The following is a 20,054-nucleotide window of genomic DNA, read 5'->3' on the forward strand; positions in this document are numbered from 1 at the left end:
GGCGCCGAGGGCGCCGCGGTGGTCAACCTGCTCGACCAGAAGCTCTGGAACATGAACCCGGACTTTTTCAGTTACACGTTGTCCAAGGCCGCGCTGGAGGCCGCCAACACCATGCTGGCGCTGGCGCTGGCCCCGCGTGTGCGGGTGGTCGGCGTGGCGCCGGGCCTCACGCTCACCAGCCATCTGCTAAGCGACGAGAAGTTCGCTGAATTGCACCGCCAGTCGCCGCTGGGCCGCTCGTCCACGCCGCAGGACGTGGCCGCTGCCGTGGTCTTCGCGCTGGACAACCGATCCATCACCGGCACCACCCTGCTGGTCGATGGCGGCCAGCACCTCATGCGCTTCGAGCGCGACTTCTCCCTGATGTGAGCACCACCCCATGCCCATGACAGCCACGTCCGCCGGGACCCAGATCCTCACACTCACCGGCCTGCGCTTCGACGCCAACCTGGGCATCCTCGACCACGAGAAGTCCACGCCGCAGCCGATCCAGGTCGACGCCGAACTCAACCAGGGCACGCAGCCGCTGCTGCCGCACGACGACGACATCGGCCACGTGCTCGACTACCGCAAGGTGCGCCAGATCATCATCGACGAGTGCACCGCCGAACACGTGAACCTGCTCGAGAGCCTGATCGGCAAACTCACGCGCCGGCTGATGCAGCTGCCCGGCGTGATCGGCGTGCGGGTGAAGATCGCCAAGCTGGAGATCTTCGAGGACTGCGAGGTCGCGATCCGCATGGAGAGCGGGCAGTGGTGAGAGGCGCTCACTGCGGGGTGCGACCTCGCATCTACTGAAATTTGCAAAGTTATAAAAAATCAGTAACTCAACAAATTTCAGTAGAATCCTCGCATGAATCCGATTCGCAACCCTTTCGCGCCAGGCGCGGGCACACCACCGCCCGAACTCGCCGGCAGGGATGCGCTGCGCGAGTCCCTGCGGGTGGCGCTGGAGCGCGCGCGCATCGGGCGGCCGGCCAAGAGCGCCATGCTGGTGGGCCTGCGCGGGGTCGGCAAGACGGTGCTGCTCGACCGCGTGCGCGACGACGCGGAAATGGTGGGCATCCACACCGTCCGGCTGGAAGCCCCGGAAGGCCGGTCGCTGCCAGCGCTGCTCGCGCCGCAGCTGCGCCAGGCACTGCTGCGCCTGAGCCAGCTCGAAGCGGCCCGGGACTTCGCGGTGCGCGGCCTGCGCGCGCTGGCGGGCTTCGCGAGCAAGCTCAAGCTGAGCTACAAGGACATCGAGGTCGGGATCGACTACGACGCCGAACCGGGCCTGGCGGACAACGGCGACCTGGAACACGACCTGCAGGCGCTGATGGAGCAGGTCGGCCTCGCGGCCAAGGCGGCGAACACGGCCCTGGCGATCTTCATCGACGAGCTGCAGTACGTGGAGGAAGCGCAGCTGGCCGCGCTCATCACCGCGCTGCACCGCACGGCGCAGCGGCAACTGCCGGTGGTGCTGGTGGGTGCGGGATTGCCGCAGCTGCGCGGCCAGATGGGCAACGCCAAGTCCTACGCCGAACGCCTGTTCGACTTCCCCGAGATCGGTGCGCTGCCCACCGAAGCGGCCACACAGGCCATCGAAAAGCCGCTGCACGACGAGGGCGTGGCCATCACCCCGGCCGCGCTGCGCGAGGTGCTGCGCCTGAGCCAGGGTTACGCCTATTTCCTGCAGACCTGGGGCAGCCACACCTGGCTGGCCGCGAGCACCAGCCCGATCGGCATCGACGATGTGCGCAAGGCCAGCGTCACCGCCGTCGCCGCGCTCGACGAGGGCTTCTTCCGCGTGCGCTTCGACCGCTGCACGCCCAAGGAGAAAAAGTACCTGCGGGCCATGGCCGAGCTGGGCGAGGGGCCGCACCGCTCGGGTGACATCGCGGCCTGCCTGGAAGAAAAGGTGTCCTCGCTGGCCCCCACGCGCAGCTCGCTGATCACCAAGGGCATGGTCTGGAGCCCGACCCACGGCGACACGGCATTCACCGTGCCCATGTTCGCCGCCTTCATGCAGCGCATCATGCCGGGGAACGCCTGGCGCGAGCCTGAGTCACTCATACGAAGAGAACCACGATGAACATCGACCTGGAAAACCACAAGCTCGAAAAGCGCCTCTGCCGCGAGGTGGGCCGCGCCATCGTGGACTACAACATGATCGAGGAAGGCGACCGCGTGATGGTCTGCCTCTCGGGCGGCAAGGACAGCTACGGCATGCTGGACATCCTGCAGAAGCTGCAGGCACGCGCGCCCATCCGGTTCGAACTGATCGTGGTCAACCTCGACCAGAAGCAGCCGGGCTTTCCGGCCGACGTGCTGCCCGCCTACCTCACGAAGCTGGGCGTGAAGTTCCACATTGAGAACCAGGACACGTATTCCATCGTCAAGCGCGTGATTCCCGAAGGCAAGACCATGTGCAGCCTGTGCAGCCGGCTGCGCCGCGGCATCCTGTACCGCGTGGCGGGGGAATTGGGCGCGACCAAGATCGCGCTCGGCCACCACCGCGACGACATCCTGCAGACGCTGCTGCTCAACATGTTCTTTGGCGCCAGGCTCAAGGGCATGCCCCCAAAGCTGGTGAGCGACGACGGCCAGCACGTGGTGATCCGCCCCATGGCCTACGTGGCCGAGAAGGACCTGGCCCGCTGGGCCGAACTGCGCGAGTTCCCCATCATTCCCTGCACGCTGTGCGGCAGCCAGGACAACCTGCAGCGCAAGCAGGTGGGCCAGATGCTGCAGGACTGGGAGAAGCGCTTCCCCGGCCGCATCGAGAACATGTTCTCGGCGCTGCAGAACATCGTGCCCAGCCACCTGATGGACCGCAACCTGTTTCCGTTTGAAACGCTTCGCGCCACCGGCGTGGCCAGCGAGGACGGTGACAAGGCCTTCGACGAAGAGCCTGTGCCCTCGCCCGCCGCCACTGCCGATGCGGCGGGCAACGGATCCCGAGGGAACGCATCGGGCCCGGCCGCGGTCATACCGATTGCCGCCGCGCACTGAGCCCGTCTGCGGGCTTCATCGTGCACCGGCCTTCAAGGAGGCTTCATGACCATCACCACCCAGCGACTGCACACATTCTTCAGGACCCTGGGCGTCGTCACCGCCTTCTTGGCCCTGAGTGGGTGCGCCAGCGTCTACCTGGTCGACAACCAGGTGCAAAGCTATGCGCGCTGGGCCGATCGCGCCAGTGCCCCGGGCGTACCGGTGGTGATTCCGCAACCGCCGCAGGTCTTCCGCTTCGAGCGCCTGCCCTCGCAGCGCGAGGGCCAGTCGGCCAGCGATGGCCAGGACGAGCTGGAAAAACTGGCCACGCTGGCCCTGGGCAAGGTGGGCTGGACGCCCGCCGCCGCGGGCGCTGCGGCGCCCTGGCTGGTGCAGGTGAGCGCCGGCACCGTCCGCCTGCCGCGCGCACCCTGGGAAAGCCCCTACGACGCCTATTGGGGCGGTGGCTTCGGCCCGGCTTTCGGTTTTCCCGGACACGGCTACGTGGTGACCGGCACCGGCCAGGTGATCTGGGCGCCCTTGTTTCCGCGCTTCGAGACACCTTATTACAAGCGCGAGGTGTCGCTGGTGATCCGCCACGCCGCCAGCGGCCAGGTGGTGTACGAAACACGCGCCGCCCACGACGGACGCTGGAACAGCACCAACAGCCTGTGGTCGGCCATGCTGGACGCCGCGCTGCGCGACTTCCCGGCACCACCCGAAGGCCTGCGCCAGGTCAATATCGAAGTGCCGCGCTGAACTGAAACACCCCCTGCGCGCCGTTGGCGCTCCCCCCTTGGAGGGGGGCGACACCTCGGGCCGGCGGAGCCGGACCCTCGGTCTCCCTTGAGGTCGTTGTGGCATGCGAGGCGGGTCGCTCTCCGGCACGGCGGGGCCCCAGGTGTCGCCCCCTTCCGCCGAAGGTGAGAGAGAGAGGGGGGAGCGCCGGAGGCGCGCGGGGGGTGCCCTCCCTATCCCGTGCGTTCCAGCAGCTCCCGGATCGCCTCGCCCAGTGCGTCCATGCTGTCCTGCTTGCCCATCACGTCGCTCACACCGGCCTCCGCCGCCTCAGCCTGCAGGCGGTCGTTCACGTGTCCCGAGACGATAGCCACGCGCAGGCCCGGGCGCAGCGCGAGCATCTCGCGCGCCACCTCCACACCCGACATGCCGGGCATGTTCTGGTCGCTCACCACGAGGTCGACCGGCTCGCGGGGATGCTCGCGCAGCCAGGCCAGCGCGGCCTCTCCCGACTCGAAGGTGCTGGTGCGGTAGCCCTGCTTGCGCAGCAGGCGTCCGACAAGGAACACCAGCGCCTCGTAGTCGTCGATGTAAACCACATGCTTGCCTGGTAGCGCCACCGGAGTTGCCGGCCTCACGCGGTCGACCGGATCGACCCGCGGCTCGCCGGCGTCCTGCGCACCGTCGGCCAACGGCAGATAGACGTCGAACCGCGCACCCTCGCCGACACGGCTGTGCACATCGATCGCACCCCGGTGGGCCTTGACGATGCCGTGCACCACGGCCAGCCCCAGGCCGGTGCCCGCGCCCGGCGCCTTGGTGGTGAAGAAGGGTTCGAAGATGCGGCGTTGCGTGTCTTCGTCCATGCCCGGCCCGTTGTCGGCCACGCTCAGGCAGGCATAGGCGCCGCCCGAGAGGCCCCCGAGCTGCAGACCCTGCGACGCGTCCAGTCGCACCTCGCGCAGCGCCACGGTGATCTCGCCCGCCTGGTTCTCGATGGCCTGCCAGGCGTTGGTGCACAGGTTCATGAGCACTTGCTGCACCTGCGTGGCATCGGCCAGCACCAGCAGGCCGGCAGCGGGCAGGCGTGCGACCAGCTTGACCCCGGCGGGCAGCAGCGAACGCATGAGGCCCAGCGCTTCCTCCACCAGCGGCGTGAGCGGCTGGCGCAGCATCTCCTGCGTCTGGCGGCGGCTGAAGGTCAGGATCTGCTGCACCAGCTGGCGCGCGCGGATGGCCGCGCGGCTGATCTCCATCAGGCTCTCCTGCGCGGGGTGGTTCTCGCCCACGTCCTCGCGCGCCAGCACCAGGTTGCCCAGGATGGCGGCCAGCAGGTTGTTGAAGTCGTGCGCCACGCCACCGGCCAGCGTGCCGATGGCCTCCATCTTCTGCGACTCCCTCAACTGCGCCTCCAGCGCGCGGTGCAGGGCCTCGGCCTGCTTGTGCTCGGTGATGTCGGTGTGGGTGCCAACCATGCGCAGGGGCGTACCGTTCTCGTCGCGCACGATCACCGTGCCACGCGTGAGCACCCATTTCCAGCTGCCGTCCTTGCAGCGCACGCGGTGCTCGTTGCGGTAGGTGGGCGTGCGCATCTCGAAATGCGCCTGGCGGTCGGCCCGCATCTGGGCGACATCGTCGGGATGCGTGCGCGCGTCCATCTCGACGGCGAAATGCGCAATGTCGTCTTCGTCGTAGCCGAACATGGCCTTGATGCTGCGCGAGAAGAACTCCTCGCCGGTGCGCAGGTCCCAGTCCCACACGCCATCACCCGCGCCTTCCAGCGCCAGGCGCCACAGCGCCTCGTTCGCGTGCAAGGCCGCCTCGGCCTCCTTGCGCGCCGTGATGTCGAGCAGCACGCCCACGCGCAGCGTGCCTTCCTGGCTGGCGGAGACTGCGTAAGAGCGCCGGTACACCCACTTCACGCGGCCGTCGGGCAGGACGATGCGGAACTCGCCCCCCAGGTCAATCGGGCCCTTGCGGATGTGCTCCAGGTCCTGTTCCAGCAATTGCAGATCGTCCGGATGGCGGTAGCGCGCGACCAGCGTGGGGTCGCGCATCAGGTCCTCGGGCTCCAGGCCATAGATGTCGCGCACGCCCGAACTCACGAAGCGGTACTCGCGCTGCCCGTCGGGGCGAACGAACACCGAGAACACCATGCCGGGAATCTGCGAGGTGATCCCGCGCAGTTGCTCCTCGCTCTCGCGCAAGGCCTTCTGGTCGTTGACACGGTCGGTGATGTCCTCCACCGTGCCCTCGTAGTACAGCAGTTCGCCGGACGCATCGCGCACGCCATGGGCGTTCTCGCTGATCCACACGCGCTCGCGCGTCTTGTAGCGGTGGATCTCGGAGATGAAGCCGCGCACGTAGCCGTCGCGTTCGAGCTGCTGCTGGAACTGCGCGCGCCGCTCCGGCTCGACATACCACTCGCGCGCCACATCCTTCACGCCTTCCAGCATCTCGGCTTCCGATGCGTAACCATTGAGCCGCACCAGCGCCTGGTTGGCGCGCAGCATCTGACCGCTGGGCGAGGCGCGGTAGGCCCCGATCGGCAGGAAATTGAAAAGGCTGGAAAAATCCCCGTCAAGCGGCGATGGACTCATGCTGTGGATTGTGTCGCAATCCACCGGTTTTCAGGCCACGGACACCCCGGCAGGGTACCGGCGCCGCTACAGTTGCAGTCTTACTCACGCTTTCTGGGAATTTCTTTGCAAGTCACCCGCATCCTGGCCGTGCGCCACGGCGAAACCGCCTGGAACCGGGACACCCGCATCCAGGGTCACACCGACATTGCGCTCAACGAGCACGGTCGCTGGCAGGCCGCGCAGCTCGCGCAAGCGCTGCGCGACGAGCCCATCGCCGCGGTCTATGCCAGCGACCTGGGCCGCGCCTTCGAGACCGCGCTGGCGGTGGCGCGTGTCAAGCACCTGCATGTCACGCCGCACAAAGGTCTGCGCGAACGCCACTTCGGTCGCTTCGAAGGCCGGACCTGGGCCGAACTCGAACAGCGCTGGCCCACCGAGGCGCTGGCCTGGCGCAAGCGCATGCCCGACTTCGCGCCCGCAGGCGGCGAATCGCTGGAGCAGTTGCAGCGCCGTGTGATCCCCACCGTGCTGGAACTGGCCGCGCGACACCCGGGTGAACAGGTGCTGATGGTGGCGCACGGCGGTGTGCTCGACATCCTGTACCGCGCCGCCACCCGGCTGGAGCTGCAGGCACCGCGAAGCTGGGAACTGCCCAACACCGCCATCAACCGCCTGCTGTGGTCGCCCGAGGGCCTGAGCCTGGTGGGCTGGGCCGACATCGCGCACCTGCAAACCGGAGCCCCGCTCGATGAACGCAGCGTATGAGCCCCTGACGCCGCCCACGCGCTGGCACCGCGCGCAGAGCCTGCTCGGCCAGGGCGTGGCTGCGATCGACACGCCCGCGCTGGTGATCGACCTCGATGCGATGGAGCGCAACCTGGCGCACATGGCCGCCTATGCACGCGCCCATGGGCTGCGCCTGCGGCCGCACGCCAAGATGCACAAGAGCGCCGAACTCGCGCGCCTGCAGATGGCGCACGGCGCGGTCGGCGTGTGCGTGCAGAAGACCGACGAGGCCCTGGCGCTGGCACACGCCGGCGTGAGCGACATCACCATCACCAACGAAGTGATCGCGCTGCCCAAGCTGCAGCGCCTGGCGCAGGCGGTGCGCGACCTGCCCACGCGCTTCGGCCTGGCCGTGGACAGCGCCGCCGGCGTGCTGCGGCTGGCCGAGGCACTGCAGGCGGCGCAGGTGGGTGGCGAGGGTCGCATCGACGTGTTCGTGGAGGTCGACGTGGGCCATGGCCGCTGCGGCGTTCCGCCGGGCGAGCCGGCTGTGGACCTGGCGCGGTTGATCTCGCTGCACCCGGTGCTGCGTTTCGCCGGGCTGCAGGCCTACCACGGCGGCGCCCAGCACCGGCGCGACCCGGCCGAGCGCGCGCAGGCGATTGCCGAAGCGGCCTGGGCCGCCGCGCTCACGCGCGAGCGGCTGCAGGCCGCGGGTTTCGCGGTGCCGCTGATCACCGGCGCGGGCACCGGCACCTTCACCCTGGAGACCGCCAGCCACGTCTGGGGCGAGCTGCAGGCCGGCTCCTACCTGTTCATGGACGCGGACTACGCGCGCAACGAAGCCGCGCCGCTGGCGCCCGTGTTCGAGCACGCGCTGTTCGTCAAGAGCCAGGTCATGAGCCGCAGCGCACGGCAGGCCGTGTGCGACGCCGGCCACAAGAGCCATGCGATCGACAGCGGCCCGCCCGCCGTATGGAGCCCGCCAGGCCTGGTGTTCGCCAACGGCGGCGATGAGCACGGCCTGCTGCGCGCGGCCCACGCCGGCCACCCCCTGCCCGCGCTGGGCGACACGGTCTGGCTGGTGCCGGGCCACTGTGACCCCACGGTCAACCTGTACGACGTGATGGTGGGCGTGCGCGGCGGCCTGGTCGACGGCAAGGTCGAGCGCCTGATCCGCGTGGACGCGCGCGGCGCCCTGGGCTGACGCGACCCCACCGACGCCGGCGCTACGGCCGGAACACCATCGCGTCCAGCCCCATGGCGCGAATGCGCGCTGCTGCCTCGTCGGCCTCTTGGCGGCTGGCAAATGGCCCGACGCGCACGCGGGTGAGTTGGCCCTTGGGGTGGTCGACGTTCTGCAGGATGGCGGGGAAGCCTGCTTCGATCAGGAGGGACTGGGCCCGCTCGGCGTTGGTGCGGTCCGCGAACAGGCCGACGTTGATGCCGTGCGCCTGCGGGGCAGCGTCGACGGCCCGCTTGGCCGCACGGGGCGCCAGCAAGGGCGGCGGGGGCGCAGACCGCGGCGATGACTCGAGCCCGGCCGGCGCGGGGGCGGGCATGGATGGGGGCTGGGGCGGCGCGGCCTGGGGTGCCACCTCTCCGGCGTCCGGCAACGACACGCTCATTGGCGCGGGCCCGGGCGCTGGCGCGGGTGCCGGCAGGGGCTCCGCGATCACCTCCGCCGCCACCGGCGGTGCAGGCGACTCCGCGCTGGCTGCCGGGGTCGGCGCGGCGGTGGCTTCAGCAGGGGCCGCCCTGGTGGGGTCTGCGTCCGACGCGCCGGCGAGGCGGGTTCGCCAGCTGGTGTCCATCGCGGCATAGCCGCCCACGGCCAGCAGCAACACGTTGAGCACCACCAGCCCCCACAGGCGCCGCCGGGAGCTGGCCTGCTTCTCGAGGGTGGCGCAGGCCTCGCGCACGGTGCGTGCCTCGGACACGGCACGCGTCATGCGGCGGCGGATGTCGGCGTGCAGAAGGGCGCTGCCGTAGGCCCCGGGGACCGCGATGCTCAGCAACAGCAACGCACCGAGCACACCCCACTCCACCGACTGCGGCCACTGCAGGACGTGCCGCCCGAGACCGACCACCAGCACGGCCAGGCCCCCGGCGCACACCAGGTACACCAGCGCCGCGCCCCAGAGCTGGCGAAACACCATCCAGTTCAGCGTGAGCCACCCGGCCGCCGCGTTCCACGCCGGGCTGGCGCGGCCGGCCTCGTCGAAACGCGCGAACACGTCCAGGTAGCGGTCGGTGTTCACCGGCCCGAGCGCGGCGCGGTACAGCGCCGTGGTGGCGCTCTCCGGCTCGGTCGCGGCGGGCTGCGGTGTGGCGGCGGTCATGCCCGCGATTCTGGCATGCGGCATGCGGGTTGTTGCCAGCAACGTATGCCCGCGGTTCTGCCCACAATGTGCGCATGCACTGCGACCCCGACCCCACGCCCCCATGAGCCCGAGCCAGATCATCGTGCTGGCCACGCCGGTGTTCTTTGCGCTGATCGCGCTGGAATACGCCATCGGATTCATACGCCAGCGCAACACCTACCGCCTGGACGACGCCATCTCCAGCATCGGCCTGGGCATGCTGAGCCAGATCAGCGCCGTGTTCACCCGGCTGCTGCGCGTGGGCATCTACACGGCCGTGTACTCGGCCGTCGCAATCTGGCCCGACCACCCGTTCTGGACCTCCCTGCCGGGCTGGCTGCTGGCGCTGGTGTTCTACGACTTCTGCTACTACTGGCTGCACCGCGCCGGGCACGAGAGCGCCATCTTCTGGGCCGCGCACGTGGTGCACCACCAGAGCCAGGACTACAACCTCTCGACCGCGCTGCGCCAGACCAGTTCGGGCGCGTTGCTGGGCTGGGTGTTCTACCTCCCGATGGCCGTGGCTGGCGTGCCGCCGCTGGTGTTCGGCGTGGTCGCGCTGATCGACCTGCTCTACCAGTTCTGGGTGCACACCGAGCAGGTCGGCAAGCTGGGCTGGTTCGACCGCTGGTTCTGCAGCCCATCCAACCACCGCGTGCACCACGCGGTGAACGACCGCTACGTGGACCGCAACTACGGCGGCATCCTCATCGTCTGGGACCGCCTCTTCGGCAGCTTCAAGGAAGAGGACGAAAAGTGCGTCTACGGCACGCGCAAGCCGCTCGACAGCTGGGACCCGCTGTGGGCCAACGGCGAGGTGTACTGGGGCCTGCTCAAGGACTCGTGGCACACGCGCCGCTGGGCCGACAAGCTGCGCGTCTGGTTCAAGCCACCCGGCTGGCGCCCGGCCGATGTGGCCGCGCGCTTCCCTGCGCCCGCCTTCGACATCGCGCAGGTGCAGCGCTATGCACCGCCCATGGCACGCGGCGTGCAGTGGTTCGCGGGCGCGCAGTTCGTGCTGCTGCTGGCCGGGGTGGCCGGCTTCCTCTGGTTCGCCGACGGCTGGCCGCTGCCGCGCAGCGCGGTCGTGTTCACCGTGCTGCTGGTGGCGCTGTGGGCCATCGGCGCGGTGATGCAGGGGCGCATCGGCATGGGCGAGGCGCTGCTGATCGAATGCGGGGCCTTGTCCATGGCCTGTGCGGCGCTGGGCTGGGTGGAGCTGCACCGCGTGTTCAAGCCCCTGGCCATGCTGGCAGCCATGGCGGTGGTGCTGTCCCACGCACGCGGCATGGCGGGCCTGCGGCGCGGCGATGTGCTGCTGATCGGCGCACTGGCCTTTTCGCTCGCGGGCGATGCGTTCCTGATGTTCCCGGGCTACTTCATTCCCGGGCTGGTGGCCTTCCTGCTGGCCCACCTGGCCTATATCGCCCTGTTTCGCCTGGACGCACCCTGGTTCGCCAGCCGGCGCGCACTCATGGCAACGCTGGGCATCGGCGCGGCCATGTACGCCTTTCTCTGGCTGGGCGGCCTGCCGACCGGCTTGCGCGCGCCGGTGGCGGCCTATGTGCTCGTGATCGCGCTCATGGCCGCCCAGGCCATCGGCCGCGCCACGGTATTGCGAGACCGCGCCGCGATCGCGGTGGCGCTGGGTGCGGGCTTCTTCATGCTCAGCGACAGCGTGCTCGCCATCAACCGGTTCGTCTCGCCGCTGCCGATGCCGCAGGTCTGGGTGCTGGGCACCTACTACGCGGCGCAGGTGCTGATCGTGATGGGGATGTTGCGCGGCGGTCGCGGGGTGCGCTGATCGCCATTCGACGACGTGTCGATTCCCGGGCCTCTGCTTCGTCGTCAAGGCAACATCAACCCACAGGAGTCGCCATGAAATACCTCGGCCTTGCGTACTACAACCCGGAAAAATTCGCCGTGATGGCGCCCGACGACGTGCAGGCACTGGTGAGCCAGTGCCCGGCGATGGACGACAGGATGCGGGCCACCGGCAAGGTGCTGGTGGCCGCGTCACTGGCCGAGACGCAGGACTGGGTGGCGCTGCGCCCGCGTGGCGGCAAGCCGCAGATCAGCGACGGGCCCTACACCGAGGCCAAGGAAGTGGTGGGCGGTCTGTTCATCATCGAGGCGGAGAACCGGGAGGAGGCCATCCGCCTGGCGGCGATGCACCCCGCCGCGTCCATCGGTGAAGCCGGGGGATGGGGCGTTGAGCTGATTCCCATGGAGTCCTTCTTCGGCTGAGTGCCAGCGAGCCCCGCCTGCATCGCCCGGCACGCCCAGCGCTCTTGCGGCGGTTTCATTCGCCGAACAACTCGCTGGGCGAACTCGGTGGCGCCACCCCCAGGTGCCTGTAGGCCGCCAGCGTGGCGATGCGACCGCGCGGCGTGCGCTGCAGAAAACCCTGCTGGATCAGGTAGGGCTCGATCACGTCTTCGATGGTGTCGCGCTCTTCGCCGATGCTGGCGGCGATGTTGTCCAGACCGACCGGGCCACCGTCGAAGCGGTGGATGACCGCTTCGAGCAGCTTGCGGTCCATCAGGTCGAAGCCCTGCGGGTCCACGTCGAGCATGGCCAGGGCGCGGTTGGCGATGTCTTGCGTGATGGTGCCGCTGCCCTTGACGTCGGCGAAGTCGCGCACGCGGCGCAGCAGGCGGTTGGCGATGCGAGGCGTGCCGCGCGAGCGGCGCGCGATCTCGAAGCCGCCCTCGGCGTCCATCGGCGCGTTGAGCAAACCGGCACTGCGCGTGACGATGCGCGCGAGTTCCTCGGACGTGTAGAACTCCAGCCGCGCGACGATGCCGAAGCGGTCGCGCAACGGGTTGGTGAGCATGCCGGCGCGTGTGGTGGCGCCCACCAGGGTGAAGGGCTGCAGGTCCAGCTTGATGCTGCGCGCGGCCGGGCCTTCGCCGATCATGATGTCGATCTGGTAGTCCTCCAGCGCGGGGTACAGGATTTCCTCGACAACCGGGCTGAGCCGGTGGATCTCGTCGATGAAGAGCACGTCGTTGGCTTCGAGGTTGGTCAGCAGCGCGGCCAGGTCCTTGGGTTTTTCCAGCACCGGCCCGCTGGTCTGGCGCAGGTTCACGCCGAGTTCCTGCGCGATGATGTGGCTCAGCGTGGTCTTGCCCAGGCCGGGCGGGCCGAACAGCAGCACGTGGTCCAGCGCCTCGCTGCGCTTCTTCGCCGCGCCGATGAAGATCTCCAGTTGCTCGCGCACCTTGGCCTGGCCCACGTACTCGTCAAGCAGCTTGGGCCGCAGCGCGCGCTCGATCGCTTCCTCTTTCGGAGAGGCCGGCGCGGCGGATACCACGCGCGGCGCGGGGGTGAAATCGTCGGTCTGGATGCTCATGGTTTATTTCGCCAACGCCTTGAGCGCCAGCTTGATGCCCTCGCTCACGCCCACGTCCCTGGGCAAGGCCTTGAGCGCGGCGGCGGCGTCCTTCTCGCTGTAGCCCAGCGCCACAAGTGCCTGCTGGATGTCGCCGCCCGCATCGCCCTGCGCCGCCGCGGCACCGGGCAGGTTCAGATCGGCGCCGAGCTTGCCCTTGAGTTCGAGCAGCAGGCGCTCGGCGGTCTTCTTGCCGATGCCGGGCACCTTGACGATGCGACCACTGTCCTGCGCGGTGATGGCCTGGGACAGGTCGGCCACGCTCATGCCCGAGAGCACCGAGAGCGCGGTGCGTGGGCCGACACCGCTGATCTTGATGAGCTGGCGAAAGGCCTCGCGCTCGGGCCCGGTGCCGAAGCCGTAGAGGATCTGGGCGTCCTCGCGCACCACGAAGTGCGTGAGAAGGGCCACTTTCTCGCCGGTGGCGGGCAGGTTGTAGAAGGTGCTCATGGGCACGTCCACCTCGTAACCCACGCCGTGGCAGTCCAGCAGGATCTGGGGTGGGTTTTTCTCCAGCAGCGTGCCGGTCAACTTGCCTATCATCGGGGAATCCTTTTCGCGGAATTATCGGCTTGATTCTCAGACACACCTTCTCCCCGCCCGACAACACGCGCATGGCGCATCTGTGCGGCCCCATGGACAGCCACATCCGCAGCATCGAGGCGGCCCTGCAAGTGAAGGTGGCTCACCGCTTCGAGCAGTTCCGCATTGAAGGCCCCAAGGTCCGGGCCAACCAGGCGCTGGAAACGCTGCAGGCCCTGTACGAGATGGCGAAGAAGCCGATCCCGCCCGAGCAGGTGCAGCTCATGCTCAGCGGCGACACCGCGCTGCCCGAACCCGGCGACGGCGCGCTGGCCATGCAGACCCGCCGCGGCGAGGTGCGCGGGCGCACACCCAACCAGGCGCGCTACCTGGAGAACATGTCCACGCACGACATCACCTTCGGCATCGGCCCGGCCGGCACGGGCAAGACCTACCTCGCAGTGGCCTGCGCCGTCGATGCGCTGGAGCGCAGCGCGGTGCAGCGCATCGTGCTCACGCGCCCGGCGGTGGAGGCCGGCGAGAAGCTCGGCTTTCTGCCCGGCGACCTGGGCCAGAAGGTCGACCCGTACCTGCGCCCGCTGTACGACGCGCTGTACGACCTGATGGGCGCCGACAAAGTGCAGAAGGCCTTCGAGCGCCAGCAGATCGAGATCGCACCACTGGCCTTCATGCGCGGGCGCACGCTCAACCACGCTTTCGTGATCCTGGACGAGGCGCAGAACACCACGCCCGAGCAGATGAAGATGTTCCTCACCCGCATCGGCTTCGGCTCCAAGGCCGTGGTCACCGGCGACGTGAGCCAGATCGACCTGCCGCGCACCCAGCTCAGCGGCCTGATCGACGCCGAGCGCGTGCTCAAGCGCGTGCAGGGCATTGCCATCACGCGCCTGTCCAGCGCCGACGTGGTGCGCCACCCGCTGGTGGCGCGCATCGTGGACGCCTACGACGCGCGCTCGCCCGGCCCCGATGACGCCCCGCCCGTGAAACGCCCGCGCCGCAGCGCTGCCGCCTGAAAGGAGCCCCGCAGCCATGTCTTCGTCAAACTCCTTCGCGCGTGCGCTGGGCATGCTGCTCGTGGCGCTGGCCCCGGGCGCACCGGCCCAGACCAACCCGCCCACACCCAAAGCCTCGGCCCAGGCTCCCTTGATCTTCAGCAGCCAGGCCGTGCGCTACCGCTGCGACGGCGGTGCCGAAATCGAGCTGGCCTACCTGAACCTGAGCAACGGCACCGCCTTTGCCGCCCTGCACCACAACGACCGCACCGTGATGCTGCAGGGCCGCCGGGCCACCACGGGTGTGCGCTTCATCGCGCTCGACGAGCAGTACAGCCTGCGCTGGTACACGCAGGGCATGAAGGGCGAACTCAGCTTCCTGGCGGCCGACCACACCGCGCAGGAACAGACCCTGCTGTCCAACTGCTTCGCCCAGCCGGCGAACAAGCGCTGATGGCACTGCCTGCGCTCAGCCTGTCCCTGCAGTTCGGCGACCTGCCCGACGCCGCCGCGCACCGCGCCGCGCTGCCACGCCACTGGGTGGTCCGCTGCATCCGCCACGCGCTCGACGCCGACGCCGAGATCACCGTGCGCATCGTCGATGCCGAAGAAGGCCAGACGCTCAACCGCGACTACCGCGGACGCGACTACGCCACCAACGTGCTCACCTTCGACTACGCCACCGAGCCGCTGGTGATGGCCGACCTCGTGCTGTGTGCACCCGTGGTCGCGCGCGAGGCCGCCGAACTGAAGAAGCCCCTGGCCCAGCACTACGCCCACCTGCTGGTGCACGGCACGCTGCACGCCCAGGGCTGGGACCACGAGACCAGCGAGGCGGACGCCGAGGCCATGGAGGCGCGCGAGACCGAGATCCTCACCGGCCTGGGCCAGCCGGACCCTTACGCCTGATTCGCGATCCGCAGCGGAATCGTCACCGGCCCGTCGTTGACCAGGTGCACCCGCATGTCGGCACCGAAGCGGCCCGTCTGAACCACCGGGTGCTGCGCGCGCGCGGCCCGCAAGAAGGCCTCGTAGAGCGCTTCACCCAGGGCCGGTGGCGCCGCGCCGGTGAAGCCGGGCCGGTTGCCGCTCTTCGTGTCGGCCGCCAGGGTGAACTGGCTCACGACCAGCAAGCCGCCGCCCGTGTCCTGCAGGCTGCGGTTCATCTTGCCGGAGTCGTCGCCGAAGATGCGCAGCTTCAGGATCTTGGAGAGCATCCTTTCACCCACGGCCTCGGTGTCGCCGGGTTCGGCGCACAGCAGCACCAGCAAGCCCGGACCGATGGCGCCCACGGTGTCACCGGCGATCTCCACCCGGGCCTGGCTCACGCGCTGCAGCAACGAGATCATTTGGGATCGTCCTCATCGAAAAAATGCGTTTCCACGTCGCTCGGCAGCAGCTGGATGGTCGCGCGCAGGCCGGCCACCGCGCCCATCAGCGCCTTCTCCACGTCACCGCGCAGCGCCGCCGCGCGTCCCAGTGACCACGAAGCCGGTACGTGCATGTGCAGATCAACAAAGCGGCGCTGCCCCGCACGGCGCGTGCTCACGTGGTCGAAGCGGATGACATGGGTGTTACCTTGCTCCCGCGCAATGCCGTCCAGTGTCCGCTGGATCGCCGCCATCACGTCGGGCTCCACCGCCCGGTCCATCAGCCCCTGTGACGAGCGCCACAACAGGCGCGCGCCTTCGCGCAGGATGTTGAGCGCCACCGCCATCGCCACCACCGGGTCGAGCCAGAGCCAGCCACTGACGCTCACCAGCACCACGCCGAGCAACACCCCGGCGGAGGTCCAGACGTCGGAGAACAGGTGCTTCGCGTCGGCTTCGAGCGCGATCGAGCGGTGCTCCCTGGCCGCGCGCAGCATCACCCAGGCCAGCGTGCCGTTGAGCACCGAACTCAGCACCGACAGGGCCAGGCCCAGGCCCACCTGCTCGATCGGCCGCGGATCGAGCAGGCGCAGCCCGGCGGCCCAGAGAATGCCTAGCCCGGCCGCGATGATGAGGATGCCTTCAAAGCCGGAGGAGAAGTACTCGGCCTTGTGGTGGCCATAGGGGTGATCGTCGTCCGCCGGGCGCGCGGCGATGGTCACCATCACCAGACCGAACACCGCGCTGGCCAGGTTCACCAGCGACTCCATGGCATCGGACAACAGACCCACCGAGTCGGTGATCACCCAGGCCAGGGTCTTGAGCGCGATCGTGACCACGGCCACCCCGATCGAGGCCGTCAAGAGGCGCCGGGGCGTGAGCCATCGGATCGGCACGAAGTTCATGCCGCGATTGTGCCGGCACGCACGCATGCCAGAATCCGCCCGATGCGACAACAGCTGTGGCTCGGTGTGCGGTGGTGGGTGCTTGGCGGGCTCGTGCTGGCGCTGGCGGGCGCGGTGCTGCTGGCGCGCCAGTCGCTGGCCGAACAGCGTGCGCTGTTCGAGACCGATGCACGCATCGTGCACCGCCTGCTGAGCCAGCAGGTGGTGCAGCACGACGCCATCCTGGCGACGCTGGCACTGCTCCAGCCCGTGCCGCAGGGTACGAGCAGCGCGTCGCCCGAACAGCGACTGCCCGCGCTGTACCCGCAGATACTGGCGGTGCAGCGCCGCGGCCCCGACCAGGCCTGGGCCGACCCGCAGCTGGCGCGCGCCGAAGCCGCCTCGCACACCCTGCGCCATGCCACGCTGGGCGCCGTCGACCTTGAACGAGGACGCTACCAGCTGGTGCTGTCCGCGTCACCCACCAGCTACGCGCTGGATCTGGACCTGCGCGCCATGGTGCCGTGGGCGGAGTGGCCGATGCAGCCTCAAAGCAGCCCGGTGCGGGTGGTGCTGGAACACGCGGATGCGCGCCATGTGATCCAGCCCGGTGACAACACTGTGGGCGCCGCTGGTGCTGGTTGGCATTGGGAGGCGCGCAAGGCGCTGGCCAGCGAGAGCCAGCCCTTCGATGTGGTCAGCACACTGACCGTGGGTGCGGGCCAGTTGCCCTGGCTGCGCATGCTGGCCTGGATGCTGACCGTGGCTGCACTGCTGACGGCGCTGCACCACCTGCAACGACAGCGCGTGGCGCGCCAGCGCGCGGAGGAACTGCTGCGCCTGGGCCAGGTGGCGCGCCTGAACACGCTGGGCGAGCTGGCCGCCGGCATGGCGCACGAGCTCAACCAGCCGCTCACAGCCGTGCTGGCCAATACGCAGGCCGCGCAGAGGCTGCTGGATGACGAGCCCCCCGAACTGGGCACGGCACGCGGCGCCATGGCGCAGGCGGCGGCGCAGGCGCGGCGCGCCGCCGAGGTCGTGGGCCGGCTGCGCCGCGCGGTCGAGCGGCCCGACGCGGGGGGTACCCTGCGACCAGTCAACCTGAACGAGACGGTGCGGCGCGCGCTCTACCTGCTGGAGCCCGAATGCCAGCGCCGCGACGTCGCGCCCGTGCTGCAAGGCACCGAAACAGTGACCGTACTGGCCGATGCGGTGGCACTGGACCAGATCGTGCACAACCTCCTCTTCAACGCGCTGCAGGCCCTCGAACAGGTGCCCGCCGCGCAACGCTCGCTCATCCTCACGATCGGAACCCGGGACGGGCGCGGCGAACTCACGGTGGCCGACAGCGGGCCGGGCATTCCACCCGACGTCCTGCCACGCCTGTTCGAACCCTTCTTCTCCACGCGCCAGGGTGGGCTGGGGCTGGGTCTGAGCCTGTGCGAGACACTGGCCAACGGGATGGGCGGCACCCTGGGCGCGGCCAACCGCGCGCTCGGCGGCGCCGTTTTCACCCTGTTGCTGCCCCTGGACGAGGATCGACCGTGAGCCACACCGATCTGTATACCCTGTCGCCCACCGTCCACCTGATCGACGACGACCAGGCCGTGCGCGACGGCCTGGCCCTGCTGATCGGCACGGTCGGTTTGCGCGTGCAGCCGTGGAGCGATCCGCAGGCCTTCCTGGCGCAGTTCGACCGCGAGGGCATCGGCGCCATCGTGCTCGATGTGCGCATGCCCGGCATCAGCGGTCTGAGCGTGCTCGACACGTTGGTGGCCCAGGACGTGGACCAGCCGGTGATCATGCTCACCGGCCACGGCACGGTGGACATGTGCCGCCGCGCCTTCAAGGCCGGTGCGGCCGAGTTCCTGGAAAAGCCGGTGGACGACGAGGCCCTGCTCGAAGCCCTGCAGAACGCGGTGCGCCAGCATGTGCGCTCACGCCAGCGCCACCAGGCCGACCGCACGGCGCGCGAGCGATACGCGCAGCTCTCCGAACGCGAGCGCGAGGTGCTGGGGTTGATCGTCGAGGGCCTGACCAACAAGGAGATCGGCCGCGCGCTGGGCCTGTCGCCCCGCACGGTGGAGACCCACCGCGCCAACCTGTTTGGCAAGCTGCAGGCGCCCTCCCTGGCGCAACTGATCCGGCACTACGCCGCGCTGGTCGACGCCGGCGACGCGGGCGGCGGCACTGCGTAGTTCTACGGAGGGCCGCGCGTAGCCGCACGAATGGTGAATCTGCACTGCGATTTCTACAGTTCTCCCACGGTTGATCGAACCGTTTCACAACACCGGAGAACACCTTGAAAACCATCGCCCGAACCGCCTTGATTGCCCTTTCGCTGACCACCACCGCCTTCGCCAGTGCGCAGGGCGTGCGCGTGGAAAAGAACATGTCGCTCGAACTCGCCACCCAGCTCGCCAGTGTCACCGTGGCCGCCTGTAGCGCAGCGGGCTACAACGTGTCGGCCACCGTCGTCGACCATGCCGGTGGCGTGCGCGCCGTGATGCGCGCCGACAACGCCGGCCCGCACACTCTCGAAGCCAGCCGCCTGAAGGCCTTCACCTCGGCCTCGGCAAAGAACACCACGCAGGCCATCATGGAAGCCTCGCAGAAGAACCCGGCCGCCGCCAATCTGGTCCACATCCCCGGCTACCTGCTGCTGGGCGGTGGCGTGCCCGTGAAGGTGGGCAATGAAGTGATCGGTGCCGTGGGCGTGGGTGGCGCGCCCGGTGGTCACCTCGACGAGCAATGCGCCATGGCGGCGATCGACAAGGTGAAGGACCAACTGAAATGAGGCGCCGCCCGCTGATCACCGGCCTGCTGTTGGCAGCGTTGGCGTCCACCGTGCCCGCCTGGGCGCAGGTGGCCCCCAGCGCCAGCGAAGCCGCCACCTACAGCGGCCTGCACGCGGCCGCGCACCAGGGCGACGCCGGGAAGATCGCGCGCCTGGTGGCCAGCGGCGCAGTGGTGAACACCACCGATGCTCACGGCCGCACGCCCTTGCACGTGGCCACGTTCGCGCGGCAGCGCGAGGCCATCCGTGCGCTTGCCAAGGCAGGCGCCGACATCGACCAGTTGGAGAACGACCGCTACGACGCGGTGACCATCGCCTCGGTGGCCGACGACGAGGACACGCTGCGCCTGCTGCTGCAACTGGGCGCAAGCGCGAAACAGACCACCAGCCGCTACGAAGGAACCGCCCTGATCGCCGCCGCCCACCTCGGGCATGACGGCGTGGTGCGCCAGCTCATCGCCGCCGGTGCTCCGCTGGACCACGTGAACAACCTGCACTGGACGGCGGTGATCGAGTCCATCGTGCTGGGCAACGGCGGTGCACGCCACCAGGCCACGCTGCGTGCACTCATCGATGCCGGTGCCAACCTGCAGTTGACCGACCGGAACGGGCAGACGCCTCTGGCGCTTGCGAAGTCGCGCGGCTACGCGGCGATGGTGGCGATGCTGGAGAAGGCCGGCGCGCGCTGA

At 69.3% G+C, this 20,054-nt stretch carries 22 protein-coding genes; 16 read left to right on the forward strand and 6 right to left on the reverse strand.

The genetic code is table 11. The annotated features are described in order from the left end of the window. The 5 genes from K5880_RS22295 to K5880_RS22315 all read left to right on the forward strand — a co-directional run. A partial coding sequence (locus tag K5880_RS22295) for an SDR family oxidoreductase (RefSeq protein WP_297657890.1) occupies positions 1-369 on the forward strand: 369 nt, incomplete at its 5' end. 16 nt (positions 370-385) lie between these two features. Further along, a complete protein-coding gene (locus K5880_RS22300; RefSeq protein WP_297657893.1) occupies positions 386-760 on the forward strand; it encodes a dihydroneopterin aldolase in 375 nt (124 codons plus the stop codon). 93 nt (positions 761-853) lie between these two features. Beyond that, positions 854-2,074, forward strand: a complete 1,221-nt coding sequence (locus tag K5880_RS22305; protein WP_297657896.1) for an ATP-binding protein — start codon at positions 854-856, stop codon at positions 2,072-2,074. Beyond that, the gene (ttcA, locus tag K5880_RS22310; protein ID WP_297657899.1) at positions 2,071-2,994 is read left to right on the forward strand and encodes a tRNA 2-thiocytidine(32) synthetase TtcA; all 924 of its coding nucleotides are present in this window, start codon (positions 2,071-2,073) and stop codon (positions 2,992-2,994) included. The genes K5880_RS22305 and ttcA overlap by 4 nt, the downstream gene beginning before the upstream one ends. Positions 2,995-3,039: 45 nt before the next feature. Beyond that, positions 3,040-3,735 carry a DUF4136 domain-containing protein gene (locus K5880_RS22315; RefSeq protein ID WP_297657902.1) on the forward strand — a complete coding sequence of 232 codons (696 nt, stop codon included), beginning with the start codon at positions 3,040-3,042 and terminating at the stop codon, positions 3,733-3,735. 212 nt (positions 3,736-3,947) lie between these two features. On the opposite strand, the gene K5880_RS22320 is transcribed toward K5880_RS22315, so the two are convergent. Beyond that, complete coding sequence (locus K5880_RS22320) at positions 3,948-6,314, reverse strand: PAS domain-containing sensor histidine kinase (RefSeq protein ID WP_297657906.1); 2,367 nt, start codon at positions 6,312-6,314, stop codon at positions 3,948-3,950. Positions 6,315-6,419: 105 nt separating this feature from the next. Between K5880_RS22320 and K5880_RS22325 the strand changes: the two genes are divergently transcribed. Together K5880_RS22325 and K5880_RS22330 are read left to right on the forward strand one after the other, a co-directional pair. Continuing rightward, on the forward strand, positions 6,420-7,061 hold the full coding sequence (locus K5880_RS22325) for a histidine phosphatase family protein (protein WP_297657909.1): 642 nt from the start codon (positions 6,420-6,422) through the stop codon (positions 7,059-7,061). Then, complete coding sequence (locus K5880_RS22330) at positions 7,045-8,229, forward strand: DSD1 family PLP-dependent enzyme (RefSeq protein ID WP_297657911.1); 1,185 nt, start codon at positions 7,045-7,047, stop codon at positions 8,227-8,229. The genes K5880_RS22325 and K5880_RS22330 overlap by 17 nt, the downstream gene beginning before the upstream one ends. 22 nt (positions 8,230-8,251) lie before the next feature. Here K5880_RS22330 and K5880_RS22335 read toward each other — a convergent pair whose 3' ends face one another. Beyond that, positions 8,252-9,364, reverse strand: a complete 1,113-nt coding sequence (locus K5880_RS22335) for an SPOR domain-containing protein (protein WP_297657914.1) — start codon at positions 9,362-9,364, stop codon at positions 8,252-8,254. A gap of 103 nt (positions 9,365-9,467) precedes the next feature. Here K5880_RS22335 and K5880_RS22340 point away from each other — a divergent pair, with 103 nt between their 5' ends. Beyond that, a complete protein-coding gene (locus tag K5880_RS22340) occupies positions 9,468-11,189 on the forward strand; it encodes a lysoplasmalogenase family protein (RefSeq protein WP_297657917.1) in 1,722 nt (573 codons plus the stop codon). A 74-nt stretch (positions 11,190-11,263) separates the two neighbouring features. Beyond that, positions 11,264-11,632, forward strand: a complete 369-nt coding sequence (locus K5880_RS22345; protein WP_297657920.1) for a YciI family protein — start codon at positions 11,264-11,266, stop codon at positions 11,630-11,632. Positions 11,633-11,687: 55 nt separating this feature from the next. Here the strand turns inward: K5880_RS22345 and ruvB are convergent, their stop codons facing one another. Then, the gene (gene ruvB, locus K5880_RS22350; protein WP_297657923.1) at positions 11,688-12,740 is read right to left on the reverse strand and encodes a Holliday junction branch migration DNA helicase RuvB; all 1,053 of its coding nucleotides are present in this window, start codon (positions 12,738-12,740) and stop codon (positions 11,688-11,690) included. Between the two features lie 3 nt (positions 12,741-12,743). Continuing rightward, positions 12,744-13,322, reverse strand: coding sequence for a Holliday junction branch migration protein RuvA (ruvA, locus tag K5880_RS22355; protein ID WP_297657926.1), 579 nt, complete (start codon positions 13,320-13,322; stop codon positions 12,744-12,746). A 29-nt stretch (positions 13,323-13,351) separates the two neighbouring features. On the opposite strand from ruvA, the gene K5880_RS22360 reads away from it, so the two are divergent. The 3 genes from K5880_RS22360 to ybeY are packed head-to-tail and all read left to right on the forward strand — an operon-like array spanning position 13,352 to position 15,223. Beyond that, a complete protein-coding gene (locus tag K5880_RS22360) occupies positions 13,352-14,335 on the forward strand; it encodes a PhoH family protein (protein ID WP_297657929.1) in 984 nt (327 codons plus the stop codon). Between the two features lie 16 nt (positions 14,336-14,351). Next, positions 14,352-14,768 carry an MliC family protein gene (locus tag K5880_RS22365; RefSeq protein WP_297657932.1) on the forward strand — a complete coding sequence of 139 codons (417 nt, stop codon included), beginning with the start codon at positions 14,352-14,354 and terminating at the stop codon, positions 14,766-14,768. Continuing rightward, positions 14,768-15,223, forward strand: coding sequence for an rRNA maturation RNase YbeY (gene ybeY, locus K5880_RS22370; protein WP_297657935.1), 456 nt, complete (start codon positions 14,768-14,770; stop codon positions 15,221-15,223). The genes K5880_RS22365 and ybeY overlap by 1 nt, the downstream gene beginning before the upstream one ends. On the opposite strand, the gene dtd is transcribed toward ybeY, so the two are convergent. Together dtd and K5880_RS22380 are read right to left on the reverse strand one after the other, a co-directional pair. After that, positions 15,214-15,663 carry a D-aminoacyl-tRNA deacylase gene (gene dtd, locus K5880_RS22375; RefSeq protein ID WP_297657938.1) on the reverse strand — a complete coding sequence of 150 codons (450 nt, stop codon included), beginning with the start codon at positions 15,661-15,663 and terminating at the stop codon, positions 15,214-15,216. The genes ybeY and dtd overlap by 10 nt on opposite strands. Continuing rightward, the gene (locus K5880_RS22380; RefSeq protein ID WP_297657941.1) at positions 15,660-16,589 is read right to left on the reverse strand and encodes a cation diffusion facilitator family transporter; all 930 of its coding nucleotides are present in this window, start codon (positions 16,587-16,589) and stop codon (positions 15,660-15,662) included. The genes dtd and K5880_RS22380 overlap by 4 nt, the downstream gene beginning before the upstream one ends. Positions 16,590-16,631: 42 nt before the next feature. On the opposite strand from K5880_RS22380, the gene K5880_RS22385 reads away from it, so the two are divergent. From K5880_RS22385 to K5880_RS22400, 4 genes are all read left to right on the forward strand, one after another. Further along, on the forward strand, positions 16,632-18,116 hold the full coding sequence (locus K5880_RS22385) for an ATP-binding protein (RefSeq protein ID WP_297657944.1): 1,485 nt from the start codon (positions 16,632-16,634) through the stop codon (positions 18,114-18,116). After that, complete coding sequence (locus K5880_RS22390; protein WP_297657947.1) at positions 18,113-18,766, forward strand: response regulator; 654 nt, start codon at positions 18,113-18,115, stop codon at positions 18,764-18,766. Before K5880_RS22385 ends, K5880_RS22390 begins: the two co-directional genes overlap by 4 nt. Positions 18,767-18,870: 104 nt before the next feature. Beyond that, a complete protein-coding gene (locus K5880_RS22395; protein WP_297657950.1) occupies positions 18,871-19,365 on the forward strand; it encodes a heme-binding protein in 495 nt (164 codons plus the stop codon). Beyond that, complete coding sequence (locus K5880_RS22400) at positions 19,362-20,054, forward strand: ankyrin repeat domain-containing protein (RefSeq protein ID WP_297657953.1); 693 nt, start codon at positions 19,362-19,364, stop codon at positions 20,052-20,054. The genes K5880_RS22395 and K5880_RS22400 overlap by 4 nt, the downstream gene beginning before the upstream one ends.

Source organism: Hydrogenophaga sp., assembly GCF_025699295.1.
In the GTDB taxonomy this organism is placed as follows: Bacteria; Pseudomonadota; Gammaproteobacteria; order Burkholderiales; family Burkholderiaceae_C; genus Hydrogenophaga.

Coding starts and splice junctions, on each gene's coding strand:
- ybeY (WP_297657935.1), top strand. CDS start 14,768: ATGGCACTGCCTGCGCTCAGCCTGTCCCTGCAGTTCGGCGACCTGCCC.
- K5880_RS22305 (WP_297657896.1), top strand. CDS start 854: ATGAATCCGATTCGCAACCCTTTCGCGCCAGGCGCGGGCACACCACCG.
- ruvB (WP_297657923.1), bottom strand. CDS start 12,740: ATGAGCATCCAGACCGACGATTTCACCCCCGCGCCGCGCGTGGTATCC.
- K5880_RS22315 (WP_297657902.1), top strand. CDS start 3,040: ATGACCATCACCACCCAGCGACTGCACACATTCTTCAGGACCCTGGGC.
- ruvA (WP_297657926.1), bottom strand. CDS start 13,322: ATGATAGGCAAGTTGACCGGCACGCTGCTGGAGAAAAACCCACCCCAG.
- K5880_RS22380 (WP_297657941.1), bottom strand. CDS start 16,589: ATGAACTTCGTGCCGATCCGATGGCTCACGCCCCGGCGCCTCTTGACG.
- K5880_RS22400 (WP_297657953.1), top strand. CDS start 19,362: ATGAGGCGCCGCCCGCTGATCACCGGCCTGCTGTTGGCAGCGTTGGCG.
- dtd (WP_297657938.1), bottom strand. CDS start 15,663: ATGATCTCGTTGCTGCAGCGCGTGAGCCAGGCCCGGGTGGAGATCGCC.
- K5880_RS22365 (WP_297657932.1), top strand. CDS start 14,352: ATGTCTTCGTCAAACTCCTTCGCGCGTGCGCTGGGCATGCTGCTCGTG.
- K5880_RS22330 (WP_297657911.1), top strand. CDS start 7,045: ATGAACGCAGCGTATGAGCCCCTGACGCCGCCCACGCGCTGGCACCGC.
- K5880_RS22345 (WP_297657920.1), top strand. CDS start 11,264: ATGAAATACCTCGGCCTTGCGTACTACAACCCGGAAAAATTCGCCGTG.
- K5880_RS22300 (WP_297657893.1), top strand. CDS start 386: ATGACAGCCACGTCCGCCGGGACCCAGATCCTCACACTCACCGGCCTG.
- K5880_RS22340 (WP_297657917.1), top strand. CDS start 9,468: ATGAGCCCGAGCCAGATCATCGTGCTGGCCACGCCGGTGTTCTTTGCG.
- K5880_RS22385 (WP_297657944.1), top strand. CDS start 16,632: ATGCGACAACAGCTGTGGCTCGGTGTGCGGTGGTGGGTGCTTGGCGGG.
- K5880_RS22335 (WP_297657914.1), bottom strand. CDS start 9,364: ATGACCGCCGCCACACCGCAGCCCGCCGCGACCGAGCCGGAGAGCGCC.
- K5880_RS22320 (WP_297657906.1), bottom strand. CDS start 6,314: ATGAGTCCATCGCCGCTTGACGGGGATTTTTCCAGCCTTTTCAATTTC.
- ttcA (WP_297657899.1), top strand. CDS start 2,071: ATGAACATCGACCTGGAAAACCACAAGCTCGAAAAGCGCCTCTGCCGC.